Here is a 16346-nt window from a genome sequence, read left to right as displayed (position 1 = left end):
CGCCAGCATCATGATCGCCGAAAGCATCCCCCTCGCCGTCGTCTCCAAGACCCTGCGCCACGCAACCCTCGCCACCACGATCAACCTCTACGGCCACCTCTTCAAAGACTCCGCAGACCAGGCCGTCCACGCCTTGGCCCAAGCCCTCGATGGCGCGCAGTACCCCCGCGCCGGCTTTCGACCAGGCCGGATTCTGCACCATCCACCTGTTCGAGGCGCTCGTCCGCGTCTCGCAGATCATCGACAGCGACTACCTTGGTGCGGAACTGGACGGGATCTTCCCCGCCTTGGAGGTCCTCATAGCCCGTCAGCGGCAGGAGCGGGGACTGCCGATTCCGCCCGAGCTCCAGCAGACGCGGGAGAAGTAGTCCGCCTCGGGCGCCCAAGCACCCGCTCGGCTCGGAACTCCGGTGCTCAGGTGCGCGGTTGCGCGGTTGCGCGGTTGCGCGGTTGCGCGGTTGCGCGCCGCGCTCGGCGAGCATGCGGGTCATCATGTCGATCTCGGCGACCTGGCTGGCGACGATCGTCTGGGCGAGGCGCTTCTCAGCGGGGTTGCGGGCCAGGGCGAGGTAGCCCTGGGCCATCACGACGCCGCCCTTGTGGTGGTCGATCATCAGCTGCAGGTAGAGGATCTCGGCCTGCTTGCCGGAGGCGGAACGCAGCTGGTCCATCTCGGTGTTGGTGGCCATGCCGGGCATCAGGGAGCCGTCGTGGGCTTGGTACGGGTCCATGTGCATCCGGGCCATAGGGACGGCGGGGCTGGAGTGGGTCAGGTGCCACTGGTCGAGCCGGCCGGTCAGCATGCCGCGCTGGTTGGCCTGAGCGTTGATCACATCGAAGGCCACCTGCCGCACCTCCGGGTCGGTGGTGCGGTCGCGCACGATGAACGACAGGTCGACGGCCTGCTGATGGTGGGTGGCCATGTCCCGGGCGAACCCGGCGTCCGCCGAATCGTCCGCAGGCACCGTGACTCCGGTGGCGCTGCTTGTCGTGGCGCCAAAGCCCGCTGAGGGCCCGCGTCACAGCCGGCGCCGAACCGCCGTCCTTCCGCGTCGCTGGCCGGCGGCCCTGTCCGGCCCGTGGTCTGCCGCGCCGCACGGCTTTCCGGGACCGGGTCACCGCTCGCGGCGGACGGCAAGCAGCGCCGCGTCGTCGGTCAGTCCGTTGCCGACGTACGTCCGCACGTCCACGAGCAGCTCGTCCAGCAGGGTCTCCGGCTCCCGGTGCGGCAGCACGGCCAGTCGCTGGGCGAGCGGGTAGAACCGGTCCGCCGCGTCCCGCGCCTCGGCCACGCCGTCCGTGTAGAGCAGCAGCAGGTCGCCGCGGTCGAAGGTGAGCGGCCGGGCGCGGTAGTCACCGCCGACCAGGCCCAGCAGCCCCAGCGGCGGGGCATACGCGAGCGGCGTCACCTCGCTGATTTCGGCGTCGTGGCAGAGCAGGGGTGGCGGATGCCCGCAGTTGACCACGATCGCCGGTCCCGGCACCTCGGGGACACCCACCAGAACCGCCGTGACGAACTCCTCGCTGGCCGGACGACGCGCCAACGCCGCGTCCAGCCGCCCGGCCACCGCCGCCAGGTCCGGCTCGGCCCGTGCCGCCTCACGGAACACCCCCAGCACGTCGGCGGCGGTCTCCACCGCCCCCAGACCCTTGCCGCACACGTCACCAAGCAGTAGCCGCACCCCGTAGGGGGTCCGGATCACCTCGTACAGATCCCCGCCGATCCGCGCCTCGGCCTCCGCCGCCACGTAGCGCACTGCCACCAGGAGCGGACCCATCCGCCGGGGAACCAGGCGCAGCAGGGCCTGCTGCGCGGCCTCGGCCACCGTGCGCACCCTGACCAGTTCCCGTTCCTGGGTCGTCACCAGCAGGACGTTGGCGCAGGTGAAGAGGCTGATCACGACGACCGTGGCCGCCGCGGTCGCGATGACGACCGGGGGCACCTGGGTGTCGTAGAACGCCAGGCCGACCACGAGCACGGTGGCGGCCAGTCCGGCCGCCAGCGGGACCGCGGCCCGGCGGGTGCCCGCGCCCGCCAGCACGGGAACGGCGGCGAGCACGGGGGCGAACGTGATGCCGGGCCCGGTCGAGAAGTCCGCCGCCACAGCCGCCGCCACCAGCAGGTAGCCGCCGATCCTGAACCAGCGCGACCAGTTGGCGGGGAGCGGCAACGGCCGCCACGTTCTCTTCAAGACACCGGACACCGGCCTGCCCTTTCGTCCCGCTCGCCCGCACCGCGCTCTCCCCCACTCCAGAGTCACCCCCCTGCCGCTCCCCCGCGACATTGCTCCCGCGTGGCGCGCCGGGAGTGGGCCGCCTCCTCAAGGCCGAAGCCGACGGCCTGCTCGCAACTGACATTTCCACTCGACGCCTGTCAGGGCCTGCTCCGGCTCCGTCGAGGCTGGTGGCAACGTATTGGTGACGCGTTACCGGGTGGCCGGGCTATGGAAGGCGGTGTTGGGGGCGTCTTGGAGCCGGGCGAAAGCGAAGGTGCCCGGACGGAGCGTGGGGGGGACCGTGCGAATGCTCGGCACGTTCCTGCTGGACCCGGCCGAAGACGGCGTACGAGCACAGCGAGAGTCGGCGAACTACGTCACCGGTGCTGCGGACGCCACTCGAAGAGCAGCACGGTCGCGTCGTCCCGCAGGTGGTTGCGCTGGTGGTCGAGGATGGCGTGGATGAGCAGCCGCAGCACCTCGGCCGGGAGCTGGCCGGCAGCGGAGGAGCGGATGATGAAGTCGGTGAACCGGTCGAGGCCGAACTCCGCACCGTCCGTGTCGCGTGCCTCCACGACGCCGTCGGTGTAGAGCAGGACGCGGTCGCCCGGTTCCAGGGTCGTCTCGTGGACCTGCCGGACTTCCGGGGCAAGGTGGCTGGCCAGGCCGATCGGGGGCTGCGGAGGGCTGTCCAGCGCTCCGTGGAGCACCCGCTCGGCACGGATCAGCAGCGGCTGCGGGTGACCGCAGTTGACCCACTGCAGCACCCCGGTCTCCGCGTCGAGCCGGCACAGCACACCGGTGCAGAGACGGTCGGGCAGCCAGTGGGCGAGCGCCTGGTCGACGGAGCCGACGATGTCGGCCGGGGCGCCGCCGGCGCGGCGGGCGTTGCGCGCCGCGGCCATGGCGACCGACGTGGTCAGCCCGGCGGTCAGATCGTGACCCATGGAGTCGAGGATCATGGTGTGCAGCACGTTCTTGATCACCGAATGGTCGAAGGCGTCGCCGGCGATGTCGTACGCCGGTTCCAGGACCGCGGTCGAGACGCACCGGCTGCTGCCGACGGTGTGGGGCGGCAGGAAGGCCCGCAGCATCTCGGCGGGCAACCCCATGGTCGCGGTGCGGGCCAGGGAGGAGAGCCAGTCGCTGTAGGTGCGCTTGGAGGTGATGAGCATGCCGAACAGATGGGCCAGCATCCGGCTGCGGCCCATCCGCACCCCGTCGAGCGAGGCACACCGCACCGCCAGCACGCCCAGTCGCTCCGCACCGTCGACCAAAGGCATCCAGACGATCACGCCGCCCCAGCCGGCGTCGACCACCCGCGGCGAGACCGTACGGTACGCCCAGCCGGCTGGCGAGCGGTCCACCGGCAGCGGCTCCAATGCCTCGTCGAGCGGGATGAGCAGCCGTTGTTGCAGGTCGACTAGGTAGATCAGCGCGGCCTCCAGGCCCAGGGCCGAGGCGCACCGGTTCGCCAGATCGGGCAGTTCCACTGGCAGGGCCGTCTGCGCCTCGATGAGCAGCTCTTCCAGCAGACTCTCGTCGACGACGGCGTCGGTACCGGCGCCCGCGTGCGGTGGCTCCGACACGGGGATCACCCCTTCCGCCTCCCCAGTCTCACACCAATCCCGCCCCCTCTCACCTCAGCCACGATCGCGCTGGGTGTGGCCGCGGCGACGGCCTAGCAGGCGACCTCCCCGAGCGCACGGAGGGCGTGGCCGAGCCGAGCGGCGGACCCGGAATTGCAGCGGAAGACCCTGCGGCCTTATGGGGTCCTACCCTCTGGTGTACGGCGCGACAGCGGTTTCCGCATTATCCGGAAGGGCCGTTCGTCGGCATAGGGTCTCCTGCGTGTCGTCGGCGTGCAGGAGACACGATGCGCCCCGGCTTCGAGCCAGCGCGCCTGCGGGGCGGCGGGTCGGTGGCCGTCCACGCGGTTCGAGGTCGCGCGACGCCGGCTGCCGGTATTCCGGTGGTGGAAGATCCTCCAGGCTCTGCCTCGGCCGGCCCGTGGGAGTGCCAGGTCGCGCACGGTGGCGACGGAGGCACACTCGGGCTCCGGGGCGCGGTGGGCCGCGACCGGTCCGGGGTACCGGGCCCTGACACTCCCGCTAATGTCCCGATAAAATGACCACCTCAGGTGTGCCGGGAAGTCTGGTCGGCTCGGGGGACGACTGCGGCGATCGGCGGCGGTGACCCCGCTCGTTGTGATGGGGTCTGCCACTGATGCATGCCGTGGGGATCGTCCTCGTCCTGGTGGTCCTGGCGACCACCGTGGCCACCTTCGCCCGGCGCCTGCGCATACCCGCGCCCTCGCTGCTGGTATTGGCCGGCCTCGCAATCGCGCTGATCCCCGGCGTACCCGCGCTGCACGTCCCGCCCCAGGCCATCGCCCTGGTCGTGCTCCCGCCCCTGCTCTACGCCTCCGCCGAGGAGCTGTCCCTGCGGGACCTGCGCACGGTGTGGCGCCCGGTGACCATCCTGTCCTTCGGTCTGGTCTTCGCCTCCGCCGCCGCCGTCGGCTACGCGGCGGTCGCGCTCACCGGGATGCCGCCCGCGATGGCGTTCGTCCTCGGCGCCGTGCTGTCCAGCACCGACCCGGTCGCCGTCACGGCCCTCGGCCGCCGCCTCGCGCTGCCCGGGCGCGTCCAGGTCCTCGTGCAGGCGGAGAGCCTGTTCAACGACGCCACCTCGCTCGTACTGTTCAAGGTCGCCGTCGGCGTCGCCGTGGCCGTCGGCGGCACGGTGAACCTCCCTGAGGCCGGCGGTGAGCTCGTGCTGCTCGGCGGAGGCGGCAGCCTGATCGGCGCCGCGGTCGCGGGCCTGGTGTGGCTGGTGCGCCGCCGTACCACCGACCCGGTGCTGGAGACGGTGATCGCCCTCGTCACCCCGTACGCCGCCTATGTCCTCGCGGAGTCCGCACACACCTCGGGCGTCACGGCGGTCGTGATCGCCGGTGTCCTGCTCGGCCGCTCCAGTCACCGCCTCACCGACGCGCACTCCCGGCTCCAGCTGAACGCCGTCTACGCCGTCGTGGTGTTCCTGCTGGAGAGCGTCGTCTTCAGCATCGTCGGCCTGGAACTGCCCACCCTGGTCCGGGCCCTGCCGGCCGGCCGGGGATGGTGGCCGCTTCAGGCGCTCGCGCTGGCCGCCGTCCTCATCGCCGTGCGCGTCCTCTGGACGCTGCCGCTGACCCGCGCGGTCAAGCCCACCCGCGGGGGGCTGTCCTGGCGGGTCGCCGGGGTGGTCACCTGGGCGGGCACCCGCGGCGTCATGCCACTGGCCGCGGCCCTGTCCATCCCGCTCACCGCCGACAACGGCAGCACGCTCGCCGGACGCCCCCTCGTCCTCGTCCTGACGACCTCGGTCGTCGTGTTCACCCTCGTCGTCCAGGGCCTGACCCTCGCCGCGGTGGTCAACCGCTCCGGACTCGCCCTGGAGCCCGAACACACCGCCCAGGAGGAGGACGATGCCCGCGACGCCCTCAACCACGCCGCCCTCGAGCACGTCGACCACCTCGCGACCCTGGAGGTCATGCCCGCCACCGCCGTCGACCGCGTGCGCCGCGGCCTCACCGCCCGCCTCGACCACACTGCCGAAACTCCCGACGGCACCACCGCCGACGCCACCTACCGCCAGCTGAGGCGCGAGGTGATAGCCGTCCAGAGCACCGAACTGCACCGCCTCTACGACGAGCACCGCATCAGCGACACCACCCGCCGACGCCTCCAGCACGACCTCGACCGCGAGGAAGCCGCCCTCGGCTCCCGCTGACCCCGCACGGACCCGGCCGGTGCCCGGCTGGTGCCCAGATCAGGCCGCCTCCACCGGCCGGCCGGACGACTCCAGTGCGGCACCGGCCTGGTCCGCGAGCGTCACCGCCACCAGCAGCGCCTGGCGGCCGGGCCGGCTCCCGGGCACGGCATCGAGCATGAACCGCCCCACGTACCGGCCGTGAGCGAACACCCTCAACTCGACCTCGCCGTCCGGCATCCCCAGCTCGTCGGTCGCCCACTCCTTGCGCCCGACGACGATGGACCCGTCCTGCTCCAGACGCGGCGGGCGCCCCAGCAGCGAACCGTGCTCGAAGCGGCAGCCGCGCAGACCGAGCAGGTCGACCAGCTCGGCCCGCACGTGGTCCACCACTACCGGCGCCGACCTGGAGCGCGCCACGACCGCCGCCTCGTGGATCCGGGCGAGATAGCCGGCATCGGTCACAGCGACGACCTCGAACCGCCGGGCACGCGCCGCCAACTGCGAAACCGCCAGCCCGACCGCCAGCAACAGCACCGCGGTGACGACGTCCGAGGAATTGCTGATCGTGAACCGCTCGAAGGGCCGGGTGAAGAAGAAGTCGAACCACGCGGCGGCACTCAGCGCCGCGACCGCACCAGCCGCCCGATGCCCGACCGCCGCCACCGCAACCACCGCCACCACCAGCAGCAGAGCCACATTGGTGTTGGCCAGGTGCCCGCGCAACGGCAACAGCACCGCACTCAGCGCAAGCGGGACCACCACCGCCACGAGCAGGGAGAACGGCCCTCTCATCACGTACCGGTGCATCGCACACCTCCACCTTCCGGTGTAGCAGGACACGGACCGGGCGCAAGCCACAGAACAGCGCATTAACGCGATCCATGCGCTCGCGCGTCCCAGCACGCCACGCCGACAGATTGCCTTTCCGGGCTCACGACCACCAGGAGTTGTCCGGCTTCCCCGGCCTGCCCATGAACGACATCCGCGTCAGCTGCAGCCCACAAAGAGGCGGGTATGACGGCACCTGGAGGGGTGATCGTGACCAGACTGCTCGATCCCGGTTGCCTGCCCCAGTGAACCAGCCTCGACACAAAAGCCCACCGCATCGCCGGCCGGCAGTCCGTGAGCCTGCGTGCCCAACCTCATCTCCCAGCGCTCAGGAACACACCCCCGGCCCCGCTATCCCCTGCCCGTCCTCCACCGCCCTGGCGCTGCATCAAAATGGCAGTCCCACTGACAAGGATGACCTTGCCCACCTGCTCGCCCGCTTCCAGCACCTGATGTGCGGCAGCGGCCTCGGCCATCGGCGGGACCCGGTCGACCACCGGTTTGACCACGCCCTCCTCGACCAGCGGCCAGACGTGCTCGCGCACCGCCGCCACGATCTCCGCCTTCTCCGCGAGCGGACGGGCGCGCAGGGTGGTACCGACCACGGCGACCCGCTTGGTGAGCACGGTGGCGAGGTCGAGCTCGGCCTTCGCACCGTCCTGGAGGCCGATGATCACCAGGCGACCGTTCACCGCCAGTGCGTCCACGTTCCGCTGGAGGTACGTGGCGCCCATGATGTCCAGGATCACGTCCACCCCCACGCCGCCGGTGGCCTCACGCACCGCCTCGACGAAGTCCTGCTCGCGGTAGTTGATCCCGACATCCGGCGGCCGCCCGGCCGTGAAGGTTCCTACCGGGAGAGGAACGAACGCACCCCGCGGATGTCCGCACCTGTCCCGCTGCCCTAGGCTTGCGCTTTCGGTTGACGTCCGGCAAGGAGAGAAGAATGGCGGGCCCATGCGAACTGCCCCCGGACGAGGTCCTGGTGCAGCGCCTCCGCGACGGTGACGAGGAGACGTTCGCCTTGGTCCTGGACTCCTGGTCGGGCGGCATGCTTCGGCTCGCCACGTCGTTCGTGTCAACCAAGGACTCCGCCGAGGAGGCCGTCCAGGACACCTGGCTGGCGGTCATCAGGGGCATCAACGGCTTCGAGGGCCGCGCGTCCCTGAAGACGTGGGTGTACCGGATTCTCGTCAACACCGCCAAGGCGCGCGGCACGAAGGAGAGCAGGACCGTTCCCTTCGCCAGCCTGCTGCCGGAGGAGGAGGAAGGGCCGACGGTCGATGCCGAGCGATTCCGCGCCCCCGGCGAGCGGTACGCCGGGCACTGGGTCACCGGGCTGGAACCGCGTCCCTGGCCCATCCCCGAGGACCACGTGCTGCGCGGCGAGGTCCGCGCGGTGATCGCGGAGGCGATCGACGAGCTCCCGCCCCGCCTCCGTACCGTGGTCACCCTGCGCGACGTCGCGGGGTACGACTCCGACGAGGTGTGCTCGCTCCTTGAGATCTCGCCGGGGAACCAGCGTGTCCTCCTCCATCGGGGCCGGGCCCTGCTGCGCCGTAAGCTGGAGTCGTACATGTCTGGTGCCGATGACGTCGCGGGCGGGAGGGGACGGGCGTGAACTGCAACGACTTCGTGGAGCTGGTGACCGAGTTCCTCGACGGCGCCTTGTCCGAAGGGGACGAGCGGCGCTTCATCGAGCACCTGGCGGAGTGCTCGGGGTGCGAGAACTACCTCGACCAGTTCCGTCAGACGATCGCCACCACGGGCGAACTGACCCCGGACGGCATCTCGCCGGACGCCAGGCAGCACCTCCTCTCCGCCTTCCGGGACTGGCAGCGGGACGTGTAACGCTCGTGCGGTGCGCCCGCTCCGAACGTGCATGACTGTGCTCAGAAGACTCTTGTTCGGCGTCGTCGCCGGACTGCCCGGTGGCGCGGTCGTCGCGCTCGCGACGGACCCGCCGTGGATCCGGTGGGCCGGGCACGCGGTGGTGCTGGGAGCCGTGCTCGGCCTCCTGTTCGGCGAGCACCGGCAGAGCAACGGCTCGGCCTTCTCCGTCGGTCTGCTCATCGGCATGCTCGACTGGGTGACCTGGACCCTCACCCTCGCCCCCGTCCTTGAGGGGGACACGCTGTCGTGGACGATCGCGGTGGCCGTGGCGCGCTTCCCCGAGCTCGTCGGCGCCGCCCTGTTCGGCGCGGTCACCGGGCTCGTGTTCCACGCCCTGTCGACCTGGCTCCCGCCGCGCCCGGCACTCCAGCGGGCCAAACCCCATGTGGTGATCGTCGGTGGTGGCGGGGTGTCCTACGGCTTCCTCTGGTGGGTACTGGGCAATCTGACGCTGCTTCCCGTCCTGCTCGGCGAGGCACCCCGGTGGGGCGCCGCCGCGTTGGCCGAGTCCTTCCCCTCGCTCGTCGGCCACCTCGCCTACGGCGCCGTACTCGGCCTGGTGTACCAGCGGTTGGAGGAGCGGGTCAGCCCGTGGCACCGGTCCCGCAGCGAGGCGGCCGCGGTGCGGGCGGCGGCGCGTCACGAGCAGACGCTGAGCGCGGCGCCCGCGCTGTGGAGCCTGACCGCGTGCGTGGCGCTGCTGATTCCGATCCTGGTGTCGTAGGGGCTGTTGGCCCGGGAGGATCCGGAACGTCGAGGCGTGGGTGGCGACATGCCACCCGCTCCTCGACTTTTCCGTGCGACCCGACTCCGTCAGGCGCGCTGCTTCAGCTCGGCCGCGCCGAAGGAGACGCCGAAGCGCTCGCACCAGATGGTCACCGTGGAGAACTTGTTCAGGTCGGTGCCGGCAGGGATCGCGTAGTTCTGGTTACCCTCGTTGCCCTTGAGGGCGCCGAGATCGATGTGCTTGCCGTCGTCGAGATTGCCGCCGCCGTTCTTGTTGACCGGCTGGTCGCTGAGCCACACGTGCAGGGCCGGGCCGTCGGAGGTGTGCAGGTTCGTCAGGCGCAGGGTCAACTTCCCGTCGGCGAGCTGCTGGATCTCGACCGAGCCGCTGGTCTCGTGCTCGTGCGAGATGAACGCCCCGTTCGCCACCTGCTTGACCGTGCCCGCCTGCTGGCCGGCGGCCGCGGGAGGCGCCTCGTCCACGCGGTTCGTGGTGAACAGCTTCCAGGGCTGGAAGAGGTACAGAGCGACGGCTGCCACGACGACGACGGCGGCGGTGATCCAGAGGGCGTTGCGGCGCTTGCTGCGACACATGAGAGTTTCCGTTTCTTCTCAGGTGTTCGTGGGCGCCGAGGCGGCATCGACGACTGCCTCGGCGCCCTGGGCGCTGGGCGCTGGGCATTCAGAGACGGAAAGAGCGGCGAACGTTACAGACGAACGTCCGCCGCTCCGGTCCGTCTACGACTTTCAGCAGTTCTCGGCGGGGTGCGCCTGCTCAGCAGGGGTGGCCGGGGAGCCCGTGGCTGCGGGAGCGGCCACGCGGGCGCGGCGCAGCTCGTCGGCCTCGTCGCGGACGGCGTCGAGCCGCACTTCGAGCATGCCGACGCGCTCGCGGTAGCGCTCCAGCTCGGCCCGGACGAACTCGGCGTCGGCGACCTTGTGCGCGGCCTCCTCGCGGATCGCGGTGGTCTCCTCGGTGAACTTCTGGGTCGCGGCGTCGAGTGCGGCGACGGCCATGTCGGCCGCCTCCTCGGCGAGCATGGCGCGCTCCTCGGCGGCGAGGATGCGCTGCGCGGAGGCTCGGGTGACAGTCTCGATGCGGGCCTCGGCCGCCGCGGAGTCGGTGATGATCGCCAGCTCCTCGATGTAGGCGGGGAGATCGGCGGAGAGCTGCTTGATGAGCGCGACGACGGTGTCGCGGGACTGGGCGCCCTCGCCGCAATCGGCGGTCGCCATGGAGGCCACGGCCTCCATGGCCTCCTTCATCGAGCCCATCTCATCGTGCACGGCTTCCTCCGGCGCCGGGGCGGGTGCCGGCTCGGATGCCTCGGCTGCGAGGGCGTGTCCGTGCTCCTGGGACACGACCTCGGCCCCGGGTACGAAGGAGGTTGGCCACGACTGCCCGGCGGCCGGTGCGGACTGAGCGGAGCCCTTCACCTCCTCCTGGGCCGCCTTCTCGGCCTCGGCCGCCGCGCGCTTGTCCTCCTTGCGCTGCTGCCGCTTGGCGCGGAACTTCCGGAACGCGCCGAGCGCGTTGTGGTCAGGGTGGCCGCAGTAGCGGGAGGCCGGTCCCTCCGCGCCGGGCGCCTTCGGCTCGGGCGCGTGGGTGCAGCCCGGGTAGGCGCAGGTGGGAACGGTGTCGACGGTCTCGACAGTCATGATTCCTAGCCTTTCGTTGCTGATGTCAGCGGTTCCGGGTGCTCGAAGTCCAAGCGGCAGCTGGCGTCCTCGAGCAGCCGGGCCGTGTGGAGCGGGTTCCACGTCATGAACGTGGTGTTCCGGTTGGTGAAGTCGTTGGCAGGGCCGCCGGAGCCCGGATCGAGATGCGAGGGCCCGGGACCGGCCCCTCAGATCCAGCCGGCGTCCGCCTGCGGCGGGATGACGTACCCCTCGACGACCTGCTTGGCGACGGAGCTGTTGTCACCCAGTCAGATCGGCCCGGCGATGACGAGGATGTCGGCGGCCATCACACGCTGGCAGATCGACGGCCACGCGTCGATCTGCCAGCCGTGCTCGGTCATGTCCGGCCCACACCCCGGTGGGGGTCTCGTCGTCGATCGGCTGCAGGTGCTCGACCTGCACCCCCTGCGTCTTCGTGATCCGCGAGCCGAGCTCGATCAGGCCCTGCGTACGGCTCCGCTCGGGGCTCTTCTTCAGCGTGCAGTTGAGGAACAGCGCACGCAGGTCGTTATGGCTCATACCCGTCAGTGCCGCCGAACGGCCGAACGTTACAAGTGGGTTCGGCAGGAGCGCGACCGGGTGTCGGCGTACTCGTTGAAGGACTCTGTCACTGATCTTGTGATGGGGCTGTGGTCACCGGAAGCGGTCCGTCCCGCGGAGAGGGCATCGCCGCCTCGGCGACCAACGGCTGCGAGCAGCCGGGGGTGCGACGGTCCCGGACCGGAGCCGCGGCCCCTCGTCGTCCTCGGCGTCAAGGTGGCCGCATCCACCGCCTGGGAGATCCTGAAGGAGGCCGGCATCCCACCAGCACCCGAGCGCACGTCCAGCACCTGGGCCGACTTCCTGCGCTCCGCTACGACCGGCAGGTCGCCCTCAGTCCGCCGCGCCCGCGGCGCCCCTGTGGCCATCGGTGATGCCATGGGGCTGTCGCCCGAGGACCTCCGCGAGGCGGTGCGGGTCCTGCGGATCCTCACCGCCCAGGGGTCAGCCTCCGACTGACCGGCACGGTCGACCGGAGGCTGACCCCTGGGCGGAGGCACTGTCCGACGGGGGTCAGCGAACAGGCACCTCGAAACCGAGGGCGGCCAGGACTTCCTCGGCGGCCTGCTGGTCCTGCTCGTGTCCCGCTCGGACAGGCCGCGATGCTCGCTCCTGTGGCCACTGTGTCGCCGGACCCGCCTGTTGCCGTCCGATCCGCCCGATGCCTCCGGGCCACGCCTCAGCGGAGGCCGGAGAGCATGCTCCGGTCGAACGGAGTGAGCTCGTGGGTGCGACCGCCGAGGGTCTTCGCGGCCCAGTCGGGATCTCCGAGCAGGGCGCGACCCACCGCGACGAGGTCGAACTCGTCTCGCTCCATCCGGTCCAACAGGCGGTCGATCGCGGTGACTTCGGCCTTCTCACCGTGGAGCGCCTGGATGAACTCGTTGTGCAGGCCGACCGATCCGACGCTGATCGCGGGCCTGCCGGTGAGCTTCTTGGCCCAGCCCGCGAGGTTGAGGTCGGAGCCGTCGAACTCCGGCTGCCAGTATCGACGGGTGGAGCAGTGGAAGGCGTCGACCCCGGCCTCGGCGAGCGGGGCCAGGATGGCTTCGAGGTCCTGCGGGCTCTCGGCGATCCGGGCCCGGAAGTGGCCCGACTTCCACTGCGAGGTACGGAAGATGATCGGGAAGGACGGCGAGACGGCCTGCCGGCAGGCGGCCACGATCTCGGCGGCGAAGCGGGCCCGGGAGGCGGCGTCGCCGCCGTAGCCGTCGCTGCGATGGTTGGTGTGGGCCCACAGGAACTGGTCGATGAGGTAGCCGTGGGCACCGTGGATCTCGATGCCGTCGAACCCGGTCGCCTCGGCCGCCGCCGCCGCGGTGACGAAGGCGCCGACGACCGCGTCCAGCTCCCGCCGGGCCATCTCCTGGCCGTGCGGCGAGTCGTCGAGGGGAACGCCCGAGGGGCCGATGCGCGAGGCTTCGCTCGCGGGGGAGGCGTCGGCGGACTTGGCCATGCCCATGTGCCACAGCTGCGGAACGATCCGCCCACCGGCCAGGTGCACCGCCTCCACCACAGCGGACCAGCCCGCCAGCGCCTCATCGCCGTGGAACCGTGGCACCCGGTCGTTGTCACCGGCCGCAGGGTGGCCGACGTAGGTGCCCTCGGTGATGATCAGGCCCACCCCGCCCGCGGCCCGCCGGGCGTAGTACTGCGCCACATCGGCACCGGGAACGCCACCGGGCGAGAACGCGCGGGTCATCGGAGCCATCGCGATCCGGTTGGGCAGCGACATGCTCCCCACCGAGAACGGACGGGCGAGCACGTCCGTGGCACGCGCAGCTGAACTGCCGACTGTCACTTGGGTTCCTCCAGAATTCGTCGTACGGGCGCGACGCCGCGGGCATGGGTTCGGTGGCCCGGCCGCGGCGTCGGACGGGACGCGGCCGGGGCCACCGATGGGGCCTTCGGTCAGGCGGGGAGCTCGAAGCCGAGCGCCTTCAGGGCCGCTTCGGCCGCCTGCTGGTCCTGCTCGTAGCTGCCGCCGGAGATGCCCAGGCCGCCGATGAGCTTGCCGTCCAGAAGGATCGGGTAGCCGCCGCCGACGGCCATCAGCCGGGGGTGCTGGGCGAGGGGCGCGACCTTCGGGTCGCCGAGGTAGTCGTTCCAGACGTGGGTGGGGTAGCCGAAGGAGGCCGAGGTCCACGCCTTGTCGACGGCGACCTCGGCCGCGAGGAACGGGGTGGAGTCGGTGCGCTGGAACGCCTTGAGGTGGCCGCCGGCGTCGGTGACGGCCACGGATACCTCGAAACCGATCTCGGCGGCGGCGGTCTTCACCGCCTGGATGAGGGCGTTGGCGGCCTCCAGGGTGACGGAGGCGGCGGAGGTGGACTTGATGAGGGATGCGTTGATCATCGCTGCCTTCTTGGCGCTGTGGTGCGTGGTCGCGACGGCTGGTGACGAGGCGTCGGGATGTCCGGCGTCAGTGCGGGAACGCGGGGCCCGAATCCGCTGGGCTCGTCCCGTCGTGGTTACGACCGTAGGTCCGTGGGGGTGGTTACCCGCAAGGGCAGGTACTTCCCATTGGGAAGTACTACGTCCGTGCACCGAAAGGCGCGGGCGGCGGCCCGCCCGGCTGCGGTCACATGGCGCAACCGACCGGCTGGTGATCGGCCGCCAGGGCGGCCACCGGGGCCTCGGCGGGCGAGTGGACGTGCTGGTCGACAAGGGCGAGCAGAGCGCGCAGCGCCGCGCTGGGACGGCGCGCCGTCACGGTGGCGACCTCCAGGGTCCACAGCAGCGGGCTCCCGGTGAGCGGGCGGACGCGCAGCCGCGGATCGTCGGAGGGCGCCGCGAACGCCGGCATCAGTGACACGCCGAGGCCGTGCCGGACGTAGTCGGCGGCGGTCGCGATGTCGGCCACCTCGACCGCCACCCGGCGCTCCAGCCCGGACGCGGCCATGGCCTGGTCGACGACGCAGCGGTTGCCGTACCCCACCGGGGAGTCGATGAACGGCGCCTGTGCGAGTGCCTCCAGGTCCACCTGGTCCCGGTCGGCGAGCGGGTGGCCGGCCGGAACCAGAGCCAGGAAGGGGACGGACGCGAGCCGTCGGACCGTCAGGCCGACCGCAGGCCGGCGCGGCATCGACAGGAACGCGACATCGATCAGCCCGTCGAGCAGCGACTGGGCGAGCCCCGCCGAGCCGCTGGTGGCGGCCATCATCCGGATCGCGACGGCGGGGTGCTCGGCGTGGAAGCGTCCGATCAGGGCCGGCATGTCGAGGATCCCGATCGAGGTCATCGTCCCGACTGCCACGGTCCCGCGCAGCCCACCGCGAACCTGGTCCACGGCGTCACGGGCCGACTGGACCGCGGCCAGCGCTGCCCGGGCCTCGGGGAGCAGGGCCGCGCCGGCATCCGTGAGGGACACGTGCTTCGAGCTGCGTTCGAACAGGGGCGCATCCAACTCTCTTTCCAGAATGCGGATTCCGGCGGACACGCCGGACTGCGCGACGTGCAGGCGGCGGGCGGCACGGGTGAAGTTCAGCTCCTCGGCGACCACCAGGAAGTACTCGAGATAGCGCAGTTCCATGGCGCAAGTATCCGCAATCCTGATCGGTGCGAGCATGAACACGTGTTGGACAGGATCGATCGGCCGAGGTGATCGTGAGGTTCGCATCCCACCTCCCCCGACCGATCGGGAACCTCCATGACCGCGACCGCGTCCGCACAGCCCGCCCGCACCACCCCGACCCCTGCCCGGCATGCTGCCACGCCCCGCCCCGGAGCCCTCGGCCATGGTGCGGGCTTCTGGGTCGTCGCCTTCGCGTTCTGGGCGACGATGGCCTTCTCGGCCGTCCCCACACCGCTCTGGGTGCTGTACCAGCACCGTGACGGCTTCTCAACCTTCATGATCACAGTGGCGTTCGCGGCCTATGCGCTCGGTGTCGTGGTCAGTCTGTTCCTGGCCGGGCACCTGTCCGACCGGCTCGGGCGACGGCGTGTCCTGTTCCCCGCTGTCCTGGTCGAGATCGTGGCGGCGGCCGTCTTCCTGTCCTCCACTTCGCTGTCCGCACTCATCACCGCACGCGTCATCGCGGGCCTGGGCACCGGCATGATCACCGCGACGGCAACCGCCTACCTGTCCGAACTCCACGCCACGGCCCGCCCGGACGCCGGCCGAGCGCGCTCCGAGCTCGTCGCGACCACCGCCAACATGGGCGGCCTCGCCGGCGGTCCACTCGTCTCCGGGCTCCTCGCCCAGTACACCCACCAGCCCCTGCGACTGCCCTACGTGGCCTTCCTCGCGGCGCTGGCCGTGAGCGCCGTCGGGGTCGCCCTCGTCCCCGAGACCCGCCGACCCGACGGCGAACGACGCCCCTACCGGCCGCAGCGCGTCTCGGTCCCCGCCCACGCCCGGTCGGCCTTCTTCGCCGCCTGCGCCGCGGCCCTGGCCGGCTTCTCCGTCCTGGGTCTGTTCACCTCGCTGGCGCCCAGTTTCGTCGCCGGAACCCTGCACCACCCCGCCCGCGCGCTGGCCGGACTCGTGACCTTCCTCGCCTTCGGCGCGGCCGCCACCACCCAGATCGCCCTGGCGCGCGTCGCCGTCCGCCACCAGATCTCCACCGGCGTGACCCTCACCGCCGTCGGTCTGGCCGCGGTCACCACCGCCGTCTAGTCCCAACGCCGTGTAGATAGAGCCTGCGGGTTCCGGTCACGGGTCTGGTGTCGTCAGGATGTCGATGCTGATGGTGGCCTTGTAGCTGG

General features: G+C 71.3%; 14 protein-coding genes and 3 pseudogenes. 6 read left to right on the top strand and 11 right to left on the bottom strand.

The window, feature by feature from the left end; genetic code table 11:
* Positions 1 to 101: 101 nt before the first annotated feature.
* The 3 genes from ACGF12_RS33895 to ACGF12_RS33885 form a co-directional block, all read right to left on the bottom strand.
* On the bottom strand, positions 102 to 923 hold the full coding sequence (locus ACGF12_RS33895) for a DUF305 domain-containing protein (RefSeq protein WP_393038860.1): 822 nt from the start codon (positions 921 to 923) through the stop codon (positions 102 to 104).
* A gap of 192 nt (positions 924 to 1115) precedes the next feature.
* Complete coding sequence (locus ACGF12_RS33890; protein ID WP_393038857.1) at positions 1116 to 2171, bottom strand: PP2C family protein-serine/threonine phosphatase; 1056 nt, start codon at positions 2169 to 2171, stop codon at positions 1116 to 1118.
* A 422-nt stretch (positions 2172 to 2593) separates the two neighbouring features.
* Complete coding sequence (locus ACGF12_RS33885; protein ID WP_393038854.1) at positions 2594 to 3814, bottom strand: PP2C family protein-serine/threonine phosphatase; 1221 nt, start codon at positions 3812 to 3814, stop codon at positions 2594 to 2596.
* Between the two features lie 628 nt (positions 3815 to 4442).
* On the opposite strand from ACGF12_RS33885, the gene ACGF12_RS33880 reads away from it, so the two are divergent.
* Entirely contained in the window at positions 4443 to 5990 is a 1548-nt protein-coding gene (locus ACGF12_RS33880) for a Na+/H+ antiporter (protein ID WP_393038851.1), read from the top strand.
* A gap of 39 nt (positions 5991 to 6029) precedes the next feature.
* Here the strand turns inward: ACGF12_RS33880 and ACGF12_RS33875 are convergent, their stop codons facing one another.
* Entirely contained in the window at positions 6030 to 6740 is a 711-nt protein-coding gene (locus ACGF12_RS33875; RefSeq protein WP_393038848.1) for a DUF4118 domain-containing protein, read from the bottom strand.
* Positions 6741 to 7195: 455 nt separating this feature from the next.
* Positions 7196 to 7624, bottom strand: a pseudogene (locus ACGF12_RS33870) (zinc-binding dehydrogenase); the annotation flags it as partial.
* A gap of 122 nt (positions 7625 to 7746) precedes the next feature.
* Between ACGF12_RS33870 and ACGF12_RS33865 the strand changes: the two are divergent.
* The 3 genes from ACGF12_RS33865 to ACGF12_RS33855 are packed head-to-tail and all read left to right on the top strand — an operon-like array spanning position 7747 to position 9417.
* Positions 7747 to 8421: an RNA polymerase sigma factor gene (locus tag ACGF12_RS33865; RefSeq protein ID WP_393038845.1), complete on the top strand. Its 675-nt coding sequence runs from the start codon at positions 7747 to 7749 to the stop codon at positions 8419 to 8421.
* A complete protein-coding gene (locus tag ACGF12_RS33860; protein ID WP_393038842.1) occupies positions 8418 to 8651 on the top strand; it encodes an anti-sigma factor family protein in 234 nt (77 codons plus the stop codon). The genes ACGF12_RS33865 and ACGF12_RS33860 overlap by 4 nt, the downstream gene beginning before the upstream one ends.
* A 37-nt stretch (positions 8652 to 8688) precedes the next feature.
* A complete protein-coding gene (locus ACGF12_RS33855; protein WP_393038841.1) occupies positions 8689 to 9417 on the top strand; it encodes a hypothetical protein in 729 nt (242 codons plus the stop codon).
* A gap of 89 nt (positions 9418 to 9506) precedes the next feature.
* Here the strand turns inward: ACGF12_RS33855 and ACGF12_RS33850 are convergent, their stop codons facing one another.
* The 3 genes and pseudogenes from ACGF12_RS33850 to ACGF12_RS33840 all read right to left on the bottom strand — a co-directional run bounded on the left by ACGF12_RS33850 (position 9507) and on the right by ACGF12_RS33840 (position 11618).
* Positions 9507 to 10013, bottom strand: coding sequence for a DM13 domain-containing protein (locus ACGF12_RS33850; RefSeq protein ID WP_393038839.1), 507 nt, complete (start codon positions 10011 to 10013; stop codon positions 9507 to 9509).
* A 153-nt stretch (positions 10014 to 10166) separates the two neighbouring features.
* Positions 10167 to 11078: a hypothetical protein gene (locus ACGF12_RS33845; protein ID WP_393038837.1), complete on the bottom strand. Its 912-nt coding sequence runs from the start codon at positions 11076 to 11078 to the stop codon at positions 10167 to 10169.
* 5 nt (positions 11079 to 11083) lie between these two features.
* Positions 11084 to 11618 (bottom strand): annotated as a pseudogene (locus tag ACGF12_RS33840) (flavodoxin family protein).
* A 216-nt stretch (positions 11619 to 11834) separates the two neighbouring features.
* On the opposite strand from ACGF12_RS33840, the pseudogene ACGF12_RS33835 reads away from it, so the two are divergent.
* Positions 11835 to 11951, top strand: a pseudogene (locus tag ACGF12_RS33835) (IS481 family transposase); the annotation flags it as partial.
* Positions 11952 to 12318: 367 nt separating this feature from the next.
* Here ACGF12_RS33835 and ACGF12_RS33830 read toward each other — a convergent pair.
* From ACGF12_RS33830 to ACGF12_RS33820, 3 genes are all read right to left on the bottom strand, one after another.
* Positions 12319 to 13440 (bottom strand): NADH:flavin oxidoreductase, encoded by a 1122-nt coding sequence (locus ACGF12_RS33830; RefSeq protein ID WP_393038835.1) that lies wholly within the window; start codon positions 13438 to 13440, stop codon positions 12319 to 12321.
* Between the two features lie 110 nt (positions 13441 to 13550).
* Positions 13551 to 13994, bottom strand: a complete 444-nt coding sequence (locus ACGF12_RS33825) for a heme-binding protein (RefSeq protein ID WP_393038833.1) — start codon at positions 13992 to 13994, stop codon at positions 13551 to 13553.
* A gap of 226 nt (positions 13995 to 14220) precedes the next feature.
* Entirely contained in the window at positions 14221 to 15171 is a 951-nt protein-coding gene (locus ACGF12_RS33820; RefSeq protein ID WP_393038831.1) for a LysR family transcriptional regulator, read from the bottom strand.
* A 117-nt stretch (positions 15172 to 15288) separates the two neighbouring features.
* Between ACGF12_RS33820 and ACGF12_RS33815 the strand changes: the two genes are divergently transcribed.
* Entirely contained in the window at positions 15289 to 16257 is a 969-nt protein-coding gene (locus ACGF12_RS33815) for an MFS transporter (RefSeq protein ID WP_393038828.1), read from the top strand.
* Positions 16258 to 16346 lie beyond the last annotated feature (89 nt).

Source organism: Kitasatospora sp. NPDC048296 (assembly GCF_043201815.1).
Classification (GTDB): Bacteria; Actinomycetota; Actinomycetes; order Streptomycetales; family Streptomycetaceae; genus Kitasatospora.
Note: the sequence above shows the minus strand (reverse complement) of the source record. Positions and strands in the feature narration are given on the sequence as shown.